This window comes from Limnomicrobium aquaticum, assembly GCF_040545545.1.
Lineage (GTDB): Bacteria > Pseudomonadota > Alphaproteobacteria > Rhizobiales > Rhizobiaceae > Ensifer_A > Ensifer_A aquaticum.
The window spans coordinates 1,585,267-1,597,002 of the sequence record NZ_JBEPMB010000001.1 but is presented as its reverse complement, the minus strand read 5'-3'; the positions used below and the strand labels follow the sequence as shown (position 1 = coordinate 1,597,002).

Genomic DNA, 11,736 nt, shown 5'->3' with positions numbered 1-11,736 from the left:
AGATTTCGTTGATTTGAACGGAAATCACAAGAAAAGAATGCAGGCACAATCATGACCGAAGCTCCCTTCTGGAAAGCGAAGACGCTTCTTGAAATGTCGGACACCGAATGGGAAAGCCTGTGCGACGGCTGCGGGCTCTGTTGTCTCAACAAGCTGGAAGACTGGGACACGGGCGAAATCGCCTGGACCTCGATCCGCTGCACGCTACTCGACGGCGACACCTGTCGTTGCAAGGATTACGAGAATCGCCAGAAGACGGTGCCGGACTGCATTCGCCTGACGGTGCAATCCGTCAACGAAATCACCTGGCTGCCGCCCACCTGCGCCTATCGCCTCGTCCGCGATGGCGAAGACCTGAAATGGTGGCATCCGCTCGTCTCCGGCAATCCGGACACCGTGCACGAGGCCGGCATTTCGGTGCGCGGCCAGACGATCAGCGAAGACGGCATCGATATCGACGACTACGAAGATTATCTCGTTGACTGGCCGGTCAACCGGGAAGGGTGATCGTCTTTCCACGCCGCACCGCGCGGCCGCACTCTTGATATAACGCAAGGCGCCATGCCTCTTGCGATAATAGATATGAAATATTATATCTATTCCATCACAGGAGACATGAGCATGACCAAGAACTATCCCGAGATCATCAAGGGCATATCCGCCAATTCCCGCAAGATCCGCAAGGCGATCCCCGAGACCATGGCCGGCTTCTCGCAACTGGCGCAAAACGCCAGCAAGGACGGGGCGCTCTCGGCAAAAACCAAGGAAATGATTGCGGTCGCCATAGCGATCGCCACCCGCTGCGACGGCTGCATCGGCTATCATGTCGAGGCGCTGGTGAAGCTCGGCTGCACGTTCGAAGAGTTCAACGAAGTGCTGGGCATGACCGTCTATCTCGGCGGTGGCCCGTCGCTGATGTATGCCGCCGATGCGGTTGCAGCCTTCGAGCAGTTCTCGGCCGCTGAAGGGGTCATGACCGCGTGAGGGCAGGGGGCGAATTTCTCATTTGACTCGAACCGGTTAGCGGAAATCGACGAAAATAGGAAAATAAGCCTTGACGGCGATACGGTCGTTTGGTACTTATAAGGCACAGTCACAGAGTTGTGGCTGCGCTAGAGGGAAACCCCGATTTCCCCTCCCGGGCCTAGAATCGTTGGCTTTCTGATGGAAGCTGCAGCGTGGGTCATACGGGTTTGAACGCGCAAAGATGACGGGCGGTTCCGGATCATATAAGGAATTTATTCCTTGATCCGGCCGCCCGTCGGCGTTTCCGGGAATTGATGATTTGGAACTGCTGGTTCGGCGACGCGTTGAGCGGCACGCTGGCTTTCGCTTTCGGCTCGTTTCGGCTGGAGACCATCATGACATTCGACGACATTGACCCCGGCCTTTACGGTGCCTGGGGCGAGGGTGGCTATTGCGGCTGCGCTGCCGCGACTGCGATGTCGCCCGCGCCTGACCGGCGGACGCGGCGCGTCACCTATGACCTTGCGCAGGAACTGGCGCTGGAAATCAAGTCGGCGCAAGCGCTGGCTGCCGGCGCGGATCTCCGATCCCTTCTCAACGAGGCGACGGAGGAGCTGAAGGAACAGCTGCGCCTGTTCCAGCGCCTGCGCCGCGAGGCGGCCAATATGCTGGACGATCCCGATGGCGACCACAAGCTCGCCCGCGCCGACCTCAAGGCCGCCACCGATGCCATTTCGCTCATCGTGCGCACGCTCGACAAGACCGACGAATTGCAGAGGAAGATCGACGATGCGGGCGAGGCGGACCGGGCGCGGCATGTCGACGATGAAACGCTCGACCGCCTCTGCGAAAGCCTCAACCGCCATATCGCTGTTCGGGCCGATGCGCTTGCCCGCGATCGTCTCGCCAGCGGACCTCTTCCAGCAGAGCCTCCTCCGGACGACGCGCCGGGATGAGGTAGTATTGATGCTCCGGCAGCTTTTCCGGCTGGAGCAGGATTTCGCCGACGAGATCGACAGGATTGCGATAGTGCGGACACAGTTTGCGGGTGGTCGGGTTTTGGCAGCTGTCTTGGACGGCGACAAGAAGACCCCTCCCCACCCTCCCCACAAGGGGGAGGGGGACCGTGTCGGACCGGTTTCCCTTGATGCGGGACCGGAGCCGGATGCCGCATCCGAAATGGAGATCATGGGGCAGGCGGGCGCTCCATCCGTCTCCCCCCTTGTGGGGGAGATGGCGGCAGCCAGTGGGGGGCTTGCCCCGAGCGCTGATGCCGCCGACACCGCCCTCTGCCTTGCCAGGCATTTCCGCCTCAAGGGGGGAGATTGGCAGGAGGCGCCTGCCGAGGCTGATCCGGCACCCGTTCAACCCGACGGTCGGGACACGCTGACTGGCACGTCTGGTCCAATCGTCGCCGATGGATCGGCTGAGCCGGGCGGCCGCCACGAGTCAATCTCCCCCCGTGAGGGGGAGATGGCCGGCAGACCAGAGGGGGGTGCCCCAACCTCTGCCGCCACCCCCCGTTGGCGCATCGGCCCGCATCTTCTGACCGATGCCGAACTTCTCGCCGCGTCGCGCGAATGGCGCATCCTTTCCCGCCCCGAACAGCAACCGCCACCGGGTGACTGGCGGACATGGCTGCTGATCGGCGGGCGCGGATCGGGCAAGACGCGCGCGGGAGCCGAATGGGTGCATGGGCTGGCGCGGCGCATGTCCGGCCTGCGCATCGCGCTCGTGGCCGAAACGTTTGCGGATGCCCGCGAGGTGATGATCGACGGCCAATCCGGGATCATGCGCATTGCCGGGCGGGAGCGTCCGGTCTTCGAAATCTCGCGCCGAAGGCTCGTCTGGCCGAACGGTTCGAGCGCCTATCTCTTCTCGTCCGAAGACCCGGAAAGTCTGCGCGGCCCGCAATTTCACGCTGCCTGGTGCGACGAACTCGCCAAGTGGAAGCATGCCGAGGCAACCTTCGACATGCTGCAATTCGGCCTGCGGCTGGGGGACGATCCGCGCCAGCTGGTCACCACGACCCCGCGCCCGCTGCCGCTGCTCAAACGCCTGATGGCTGACCCCGGCACGGCGTTGACGCGGATTGCGACGCAGGCGAACGCCGGCAATCTCGCGCCGGGCTTCATCGCAGCGCTCGAGGCGCGCTATGGCGGCACGCGGCTTGGAAGGCAGGAGCTTGACGGCGAGCTGATCGAGGACCGCGAGGATGCCTTCTGGCGGCGCGATGCGATCCCGGTGGCGTCGCTGGCCGAAATCGGCCCGCTCACCCGCATCGTCGTCGGCGTCGACCCGCCCGTCGGCCACGGCGCGACAAGCTGCTGCGGCATCGTGGTCGCGGGCATCGATGGCAAGGGCAGGGCGGTGGTGCTGGCCGATTGTTCGGTCGAGGCCGCGACGCCCGCCGGCTGGGCGCTGGCCGTCGCCCGCGCCTATCGTCGCTTCGAGGCCGACCGTGTGGTGGCCGAAATCAACCAGGGCGGCGACATGGTGGTCTCGACGCTGCGCGGCATCGACGAGAACCTGCCGATCACCACGGTCCGCGCCGCCCGCGGCAAGGTCGCCCGCGCCGAACCGGTGGCAGCCCTCTACGAACAGGGCCGTGTCACCCATGCCGGACGGTTCCAGGCGCTCGAAGACCAGATGTGCGACTTCGGACCCGACGGCCTCTCCTCCGGCCGCTCGCCGGACCGGCTCGACGCGCTGGTCTGGGCGCTGACCGCGCTGATGCTGGAGGGCCACGGCGAGCCGCGGGTGCGGGAGGTGTGAACCCCCTCTGTCGTCATCCCCGGCCCTGTGCCGAGGAACTGCCACGGAAGAAATTCTGCCTCTCCCTCAATTGCTTGGCTTCTTCAGCAGATGCCCGGGACAGGCCCGAGCATGACGGCATGTGTGGGCGGCTCATCGAAACAAAGGACCCCCATGACCGACCGCACCGGATTCTTCACACATGTTCGCCAGACCCTCGGACGCGGCACACTCTCGCCCGCCCAGATCGATGGCCTCACGCGCCTTCTCGATGCCTTCGCCGCCCGGCGCGATCTCTTCGATCCACGCCATCAGGCCTACATCCTCGCCACCGCCTGGCATGAGACAGGTGGGCGCATGCAGCCGGTGACGGAGAACCTGAACTATTCGGCGCGCGGGCTCATCGCCACCTTCCCGAACCGTTTTTCCGCCGAGGACGCAAAGGCCTATGCCCGCCAGCCGGAGAAGATCGCCAACCACATCTATGCCGGCCGCATGGGCAATGGCGACGAGGCGACGGGCGACGGCTGGCGGTTTCGCGGACGCGGGCTGGTGCAGATCACCGGCCGGCGCAACTATCGCTGCTTCGGCATCGAGGGCGCACCGGACAAGGCGCTGGACCCTCAGATCGCCACCCGCATCCTCATCAACGGCATGGTCAGCGGCGCTTTCTCCGGTGCCCGCCTCTCGGACTATTTCCGCCCCGGCCGCGAAGACTGGGTGAAGGCCCGCGCGATTATCAACGGCCGCGACAAGGCGGATCTGGTGGCGGGCTATGGGCGGGTGTTCTGGGAGGGGTTGGGGGCCGTGTCGTCCTCTCCCCTTGTGGGAGAGGAAGCGATTTCAACATCTTAGCCAAAGGCTAAGTGTTAGAAATCGCAGGTGAGGGGTTTCCTTTCTGGCACTGTCGCAAATTACCCCTCACCAAGCCTGCCATGCCAATCGGCTAACGCCTCTTGGGGCAGGCTATCCTCTCCCACAAGGGGAGAGGAGAACCCCATCCCGAAAGGACCCACAATGCGCATCCCCTTCCTCACACCCCGCGCCACCCCCGCCGAGACCAAATCCACCGGCCTTTCGACCCTCTTTGCGCTCGCCACTTCCGGCCCGGCCCACTGGTCGCAGCGCTCCTACCAGAGCCTCGCCCGCGAGGGCTTCATGCGCAATCCGGTCGCCTATCGCGCCGTGCGGATGATTGCAGAAGCGGCGGCCTCCGTGCCGTGGATCGTGTCCGAAGACGGGACTGAAGCGCCGGACCATCCGATGAAAGCGCTGCTCGCCCGGCCCAATCCACGCCAGGGCGGGGCGGAGTTCATGGAGGCGCTTTATGGGCATCTGCTCCTCTCCGGAAATGCCTTCGTCGAGCCCGTCGAGGTCGGCGGGGAGTTACGCGAGCTGCATCTCCTGCGCCCCGACCGCATCCGCGTTATTGAGGGGCCGGACGGCTGGCCGAGCGCCTATGAATATCGCGTCGGCGGCGCGGTCCGTCGCTTCTCCGTCGAGGCCGAGCCGGGGCTGTTGCATCTGCGGCTCTTCCATCCACTCGATGACCATATGGGCTTTGCGCCCCTGGAGGCCGCAGCCAAGGCGCTCGATCTTTCCAACGCGGCAGCGAGCTGGAACAAGGCGCTGCTCGACAATTCCGCCCGCCCCTCCGGCGCGCTCGTCTACCAGCCCAAGGAGGGCGGCAATCTCTCGGCAAGCCAATACGAGCGGCTGAAGGCGGAACTGGCCGAGGGCTATTCCGGCCCCGCCCGCGCAGGCCGCCCCATGCTGCTCGAAGGCGGGCTCGACTGGAAAACGATGGGGCTCAGCCCCCGCGAAATGGATTTCGCCGAGGCGAAAAACGGTGCCGCGCGCGACATCGCACTCGCCTTCGGCGTCCCGCCCATGCTGATCGGCATTCCCGGCGATAACACCTATGCCAATTATGCTGAAGCCAACCGCGCGTTGTGGCGGCTGACCGTGCTGCCGCTGATTTTTCGCACGGCCGAGGCGATGACGGGCTGGCTGGCGGATGTCTATCCGGGCGTGACGCTGGGGTTTGATTTGGACCAGGTCGCAGGGCTCTCTGCCGAGCGCGGGGAATTGTGGGCAAGGGTGGGGGCGGCGGGGTTCCTGAATGATGCTGAGAAAAGGCAGGCGGTGGGATATGACAGGTGAAACCTCGCGCCCGGCGCGCCTCACATCACGGTCTTCCTGAACTTCCCCATCAGATACGGACCCGACAGCACCGGCTCGTACTTCCCCTCTTCCCCCGCGCCCACACACGAAGGCAGGGTCGCGATTTCCGCGTGCCAGTCGGGCTGGTGGAAGAAGGCGATGGACTGGCGGCGGTTGAGGCCGCCTTGTTCGGGCGAGACGTTGACGACGCGATGCAGGGTGGAGACCCAGCGGTCGTTGGTCCAGCGCGCCATGAGGTCGCCGATATTGATGACGAAGGCGCCATCGACGGGCGGGATTTCGCGCCATGCCCCCTCCGGCGTCATGATTTCGAGCCCGCGCGAGCCGGCATCGGGAAGCAGGATCGTCAGGCTGCCATAGTCCGTATGCGCGCCGGCACGCAGCTGCCCTTCCGGCGGCGCGCGGTCGAGCTCCGGATAGTTCAGCGCCCGCATGGCGCTGATCGGATTTTCAAGGCAGGCGTCGAAGAAATGCGTCTCGAGGTTCAACGCCTCGGCAAAGGCGCGCATGATGCGCCTGGCCAGATCCGTCATGGCGGTGAAATAGGCCTCCCAGGCGGGGCGGAAACCCTCCGGCCCCTCCGGCCAGATATTGTCGGCAAAGCAGAAGGACAGGGCGTCCGCGTCGGTCATCCCCGGCGGCGTGGAGAGCGGGCCGGCATTGAAGCTCTCCTTCAGGTCCGGCGGTGAATCGACGCCGCGCGATTTCGCCAGCGCCTCCACGCCGGGGCCGAGATAGCCATACGGGTAGCCCGCATAGGGCGGGGCGGCGCGATGCTTTACCTCCGGCGGCAGATCGAAAAAGGCGCGCGCCTTTGTGCTCAAGTTGGCGATGACGTCCGGCGGGACTCCATGGCCGGAAATCGCCAGGAAGCCGGTCTCGCGGCAAATGCGGTCGAGTTCGCGGGCGAGGCTCTTACGGGCCTCCCCGGTGGCGGCCTCGAAGGCAGCGAGATCGAAAACGGCGAAATCGGAAGAGGTTGTCGTGGGCAAGGGCGGGCTCCTGATTGGCGAAGGAATGTTTCGCGTTTCAGGGCCCCTGTCCAGCACGCGAAACGTGTCCGGTCCGCGAAATCGGCTTGCACGGATTGAATTCGACCAAGCTTATCAAGGCTTTGCGACGCTCTTCCGAATCGGATTGTGCGGATCGACGCAGCGAGCCGGGCCCGATGTCTGAAGACATCCCGCCAGAGGGTTCAGATGATTCAGAAAATTCGGTTCGCCTGACTCAAGGTCAAAGCTTCGCCGGCGCGCAAAAGGCCTGGCCGCGCGGATGCGAACTTCAGACACTCTATCAGCGAGGGTTTAACGATGACTTATATCGCGGGCGACGGCCAGATCATGGCGGCGCGCATTGCCGGCTCCGTGGCCGGCGTGGCTCTCTCCCTGATCTACATGCTGCCGAAGGGCCGGCAGGAGGCCGCCACGCGACTGGCCACCGGCCTCGTTGCCGGCCTCGTCTTCGGCCCGGCGACGGGTCTCTTCGGCGCCGAAAAACTCGACCTTCTCGCCACGCTCTCCGCCCCGGAAATCGTCCTCTCCGGCTCCGCCGCCGTCAGCCTCACCGCCTGGTGGGCGCTGGGCGCGCTGAAAAGGGTGGCGGAGCGGTGGGGGCGGTGAGGGAGAAAAATACCCCTCCCCACATGAGGGAGGGAGCCAGTGCCGCGCCGGGTTCGCCCAAGAAACGGGCGGAGCGGGTGCCGCATCCGTCTCCCCCCTTGTGGGGGAGATGGCGGCAGCCAGAGGGGGACTACGCCGAAGGCGCATTCAATTTGGTCCGTCATCCGGGATCAGGCCCGGCATGCCGGAAATCAACATATGCCACCCACGAGGAAACCCACCCCATGCTGACCATCGACTGCGAGCGCAAATTCCTGAACCTCGAACTCAAGGGCCTCAGCGCCGAAGGCCGCTTCTCTGGCTATGCGAGCCTGTTCGGCGAACCCGATCTCGGCAAGGACGTGATCGAGCGCGGGGCGTTTTCGCGCTCGCTTTCCAGCCGGGGCGTCGCCGGCATCCGCATGCTCTTCCAGCACGACCCGGCCAGCCCGCTCGGCCACTGGGTGACGCTGAAGGAGGATGCGCGCGGGCTCTATGTCGAGGGCCAGTTTGCGCCGGGCGTTTCGAAGGCCGATGAAGTGCGCCGGCTGATGAAGGCCCGAGCGCTCGACGGCCTTTCCATCGGCTTCCAGACGGTGCGTTCCAAACGCGACGCCAAGACCGGCATCCGCCACATCCTCGAAGCCGACCTCTGGGAAATCTCCGTTGTCACGTTTCCGATGCTCCCCTCTGCCCGCGTCAGCGAGGTAAAGGAGATGAGCGGCGGGGCGATGCTGGCCGCGAAGCTGAGGCATGCGGCGGCGGTGATGCGGGGTTGAAAGAAGGAAATTTCCGGCCTGCCACACGCGCCGGTTTCGCCGAGGGGTCGCAAAGCGACCCCTCTTTTGTTGCCTGAAATGGGGGGGTCGCATTTGCGACCCCTTTTTGTTGCCCGAAAAAGGAAATGCTCATGACTCACGAAACACTGACCACCGCGCCGGAAATCAAGGCGGCGCCGGACGATGTGAATGCGGCTTTCGATACCTTCATGGAAGGGTTCGAGGCGTTCAAGGAGACGAATGACCGGCGGCTGGCCGAGATGGAGAAGAAGCAGGTCGCCGATGCGCTGACCGTCGAAAAGCTCGGCCGCATCGACAAGGCGATGGACGAACAGAAGAAGCTTCTGGACCGTCTGGCGCTGAAGGGCGCCCGCCCACCGCTCGGCCGGCCGGGTGTCTCGGCGGCCGAAGCGCTGGAGCACAAGGCGGCTTTCGAGGCCTATATCCGCCGCGGCGACGAGGCGAACCTGCGTTCCATCGAAGCCAAGGCCATGGCCATCGGCACAGGCGCGGATGGCGGTTATACGGTGACGCCGGAGCTGGATGCCGAAATCGGCCGCCGCCTCTCCGTCGTCTCGCCGATCCGGGCGCTGGCGACCGTGCGGCAGGTCTCGACCGCCGTGCTGAAGAAGCCGTTCGCGACGTCCGGCATGGCGACCGGCTGGGCCGGCGAAACGGCGGCGCGGCCGCAGACGGCGAGCGCGCAGTTGGCCGAACTCGCCTTCCCGGTGATGGAGCTTTACGCCATGCCGGCCGCCACGCAGGCGCTGCTGGATGACAGCGCCGTCGATATCGAGGCCTGGATTTCCTCCGAAATCGAGATCGTCTTTGCCGAGCAGGAGGGCGCTGCCTTCGTCAATGGCGATGGCGTCACGCAGCCGTCGGGCTTTCTCACCGCCACGAAGGTGGCGGATGCAAGCTGGAGCTGGGGCAAGCTCGGCTATGTGGCGACCGGCGTTGCGGGCGGCTTTGCGTCCTCCGGGCCGTCGGATGTGCTGATCGATACGGTCTATGCGCTGAAGGCCGGCTATCGCCAGAACGCGACGGTGGTCATGAACCGCAAGACGCAGAACCAGATTCGCCGCTTCAAGGATGCCAACGGCAACTATCTCTGGCTGCCGCCGACAGGCCCCGGCCAGCCGGCGAGCCTCATGGGCTATCCGGTGGTGGAGGCGGAAGACATGCCGAATATCGGTGCCGACAGCTTTGCAATCGCCATAGGCGACTTCCGCGCCGGCTATCTGGTTGTCGATCGCCTGGGCGTGCGCGTGCTGCGCGATCCCTATTCCGCCAAGCCCTATGTGCTCTTCTACACGACCAAGCGCGTCGGCGGCGGCATCCAGAACTTCGAGGCGATCAAGCTGGTGAAGTTCGGCACGGCCTGATTTGGTGTCTCCTCTCCCCTTGTGGGAGAGGAAGGAAAATCAGCATCTTAGCTGTAAGCTAAGTGCTAGATTTTCCAGGTGAGGGGTTCCATCGTCCTCGGCGCTCGCCTCATTCACCCCTCACCAAGCTCGCCATGCCAATCGCCTTCGGCTCTTGGGGCGAGCTATCCTCTCCCACAGGGGGAGAGGACAAAACCCCCTCTGGCTGCCGCCCTCTCCCCCGCAAGGGGGAGACGGATGGCCGCGCCCTCGCTGGAAATCGCAACCTTCTCATTCCCGTTCAAGGTTTTTGCACTGGCATGAGAGACGGGAAAACAGGCGCGGCACAGTCTCCCTCCCCCTTGTGGGGAGGGTGGGGAGGGGTCTTTCGCCCCACCCTCAGATGCAGCTGACATCTTTGAAAACACGAGGCCCCCATGACCCACACCATCATCACGCCGCCCGCCGCCGAATCGCTGACGCTGGCGGATGTAAAGTCTCATCTGCGCCTCGACGGGAGCGGCGAGGACACATTGTTGACCAGCCTCATCGCCGCTGCCCGGCAATATCTCGAAGCGACAACCGGCCTCGCGCTGATCACGCAGACGCTGCGCTTCTATCTCGACGACTGGCCGGCGGATGGGCTGATTCAACTTGCCATCGCGCCGCTGCAAAGCCTTGAAAGCGTGACGGTTTATGACGCGGCGGGCAATCCGCAGGCCGTGGCACTGACCGGCTATGTGCTGGATGCCGCCGCAAGCCCCGCGCGTCTCTTCCTGCCCACCCTGCCGCCGACGAGCCGGACGCTGAACGGCATCGAAATCGACGTGAGGGCCGGCTTTGGCGACACGGGAGCCGACGTGCCCGATGCGCTGAAGCGGGCCATGCTGATGCATGTCGCGCTGATGTACGAACTGCGCGGCGCGGTCCCCTCCGACATGCAGCCCGCCGCGATTCCCGCCGGTTACGACCGGCTGGTGTCGCCCTTTCGCCCGGTGAGGCTCTGACGCCATGAACATGACCTTTCTCGACCCCGGCCAGTTCACCGCCCGGCTCGACCTCGAAGCCGCAAGTTCAACGGCCGACTGGCAGGGCGGCGCGGTGACCGCCTGGACGGTCGCCGCCTCGCTCTGGGCGCGCATCGAGCCCGCGAACTTCACCTTCGCCGAGACGGCGGGGCAGATGCGCGGACAACTCACCCATCGCATCTGGATCCGCGCCCGCGAGGGCGTGGCCGAGGGGATGCGCTTTCGAAAAGGCGCGCGCGTCTTCACGATCCGCGCCATCCGCGAGCCGGACGAAACCGGACGCTATCTCGTCTGCCTGTGCGAGGAGGGCGCGCTATGACAGATCCGCAATCGGCCCTTTCCGCCGCTGTCGTTGCGGCGTTGAACGCCAATGCCGCACTGACGGCGATCATCGGCCCGAACGCCATCCACGACCGCCTGCTGACCAGGGCGGCGATGCCCTATGTCGTGCTGCGCGACATCGTCTCGACCGAATGGGGCGCGGACAATGACGGTGGGCTGGAACACCAGATCGCGCTCGACGCTTGGTCATCGCTCGCCGGTCACCGCGAGGCCCAGGCCATCGCCGGCCTCGTCCGGGCAAGCCTCGACAATGCTGCGCTGACGCTTTCCGGCGGAGTGACGCTGGTCAGCCTTCTGCATGTGAAAACCCGCACGCGCCGCGAGGCTAAGACGGATGCGCATGTGGCGGAAATGGTGTTTCGGGCCGTGACGACGAACGGTTGATGTATTGACGTTGTTATGACGTGGCGGTATTTTACGCGCTCATTACAACGTGGATCCTGCCATGGCTCTTGCCCGCAAGAACGAAACGGTGACTTTCCGTATGGAACCCGCCACGCTGGAAACGATCCAGCGCGCAGCGGGTGCTGCGGGCAAATCGCTGACTGCGTTCGTCACCGAGGCGGCCTATGCGGCGGCGCGCAAGGAACTGCTGGACCAGCGGTTCGTGGCTCTTGATCCGGAGGCGTTCGACGCCGTGGAAGCGCTGCTTTCGGAACCTGCCCGGGCGAATGCGGCGCTGGAAAAGCTGCTTGGCACCCATCGCGACTGGATCGACTGA

14 protein-coding genes are annotated in these 11,736 nt (G+C 64.9%); 13 read left to right on the top strand and 1 reads right to left on the bottom strand.

Annotation, left to right across the window (positions count from 1 at the left end; translation table 11 throughout):
* Positions 1-51: 51 nt before the first annotated feature.
* The 6 genes from ABID16_RS08015 to ABID16_RS07990 all read left to right on the top strand — a co-directional run bounded on the left by ABID16_RS08015 (position 52) and on the right by ABID16_RS07990 (position 5,883).
* Positions 52-507 (top strand): YcgN family cysteine cluster protein, encoded by a 456-nt coding sequence (locus ABID16_RS08015; protein WP_354555761.1) that lies wholly within the window; start codon positions 52-54, stop codon positions 505-507.
* Between the two features lie 114 nt (positions 508-621).
* Complete coding sequence (locus ABID16_RS08010; RefSeq protein WP_354555760.1) at positions 622-984, top strand: carboxymuconolactone decarboxylase family protein; 363 nt, start codon at positions 622-624, stop codon at positions 982-984.
* 377 nt (positions 985-1,361) lie between these two features.
* On the top strand, positions 1,362-1,922 hold the full coding sequence (locus tag ABID16_RS08005) for a hypothetical protein (RefSeq protein ID WP_354555759.1): 561 nt from the start codon (positions 1,362-1,364) through the stop codon (positions 1,920-1,922).
* A 517-nt stretch (positions 1,923-2,439) separates the two neighbouring features.
* Positions 2,440-3,741 carry a DNA-packaging protein gene (locus tag ABID16_RS08000; protein ID WP_435532392.1) on the top strand — a complete coding sequence of 434 codons (1,302 nt, stop codon included), beginning with the start codon at positions 2,440-2,442 and terminating at the stop codon, positions 3,739-3,741.
* A 153-nt stretch (positions 3,742-3,894) separates the two neighbouring features.
* Positions 3,895-4,575 carry a hypothetical protein gene (locus ABID16_RS07995; RefSeq protein WP_354555758.1) on the top strand — a complete coding sequence of 227 codons (681 nt, stop codon included), beginning with the start codon at positions 3,895-3,897 and terminating at the stop codon, positions 4,573-4,575.
* Between the two features lie 162 nt (positions 4,576-4,737).
* Positions 4,738-5,883: a phage portal protein gene (locus tag ABID16_RS07990; protein WP_354555757.1), complete on the top strand. Its 1,146-nt coding sequence runs from the start codon at positions 4,738-4,740 to the stop codon at positions 5,881-5,883.
* Positions 5,884-5,903: 20 nt separating this feature from the next.
* Here the strand turns inward: ABID16_RS07990 and ABID16_RS07985 are convergent, their stop codons facing one another.
* Positions 5,904-6,896, bottom strand: coding sequence for an isopenicillin N synthase family dioxygenase (locus ABID16_RS07985; RefSeq protein WP_354555756.1), 993 nt, complete (start codon positions 6,894-6,896; stop codon positions 5,904-5,906).
* A 318-nt stretch (positions 6,897-7,214) separates the two neighbouring features.
* Here ABID16_RS07985 and ABID16_RS07980 point away from each other — a divergent pair, with 318 nt between their 5' ends.
* The 7 genes from ABID16_RS07980 to ABID16_RS07950 all read left to right on the top strand — a co-directional run bounded on the left by ABID16_RS07980 (position 7,215) and on the right by ABID16_RS07950 (position 11,736).
* Positions 7,215-7,523 (top strand): DUF6107 family protein, encoded by a 309-nt coding sequence (locus tag ABID16_RS07980; protein WP_354555755.1) that lies wholly within the window; start codon positions 7,215-7,217, stop codon positions 7,521-7,523.
* Between the two features lie 224 nt (positions 7,524-7,747).
* A complete protein-coding gene (locus ABID16_RS07975; RefSeq protein WP_354555754.1) occupies positions 7,748-8,281 on the top strand; it encodes an HK97 family phage prohead protease in 534 nt (177 codons plus the stop codon).
* Between the two features lie 125 nt (positions 8,282-8,406).
* Positions 8,407-9,666, top strand: a complete 1,260-nt coding sequence (locus tag ABID16_RS07970) for a phage major capsid protein (RefSeq protein ID WP_435532370.1) — start codon at positions 8,407-8,409, stop codon at positions 9,664-9,666.
* Between the two features lie 416 nt (positions 9,667-10,082).
* A complete protein-coding gene (locus tag ABID16_RS07965) occupies positions 10,083-10,652 on the top strand; it encodes a head-tail connector protein (protein WP_354555752.1) in 570 nt (189 codons plus the stop codon).
* 4 nt (positions 10,653-10,656) lie between these two features.
* Positions 10,657-10,992 carry a phage head closure protein gene (locus ABID16_RS07960; RefSeq protein ID WP_354555751.1) on the top strand — a complete coding sequence of 112 codons (336 nt, stop codon included), beginning with the start codon at positions 10,657-10,659 and terminating at the stop codon, positions 10,990-10,992.
* Entirely contained in the window at positions 10,989-11,399 is a 411-nt protein-coding gene (locus tag ABID16_RS07955; protein ID WP_354555750.1) for a DUF3168 domain-containing protein, read from the top strand. Before ABID16_RS07960 ends, ABID16_RS07955 begins: the two co-directional genes overlap by 4 nt.
* A 61-nt stretch (positions 11,400-11,460) precedes the next feature.
* Complete coding sequence (locus tag ABID16_RS07950; RefSeq protein ID WP_354555749.1) at positions 11,461-11,736, top strand: type II toxin-antitoxin system TacA family antitoxin; 276 nt, start codon at positions 11,461-11,463, stop codon at positions 11,734-11,736.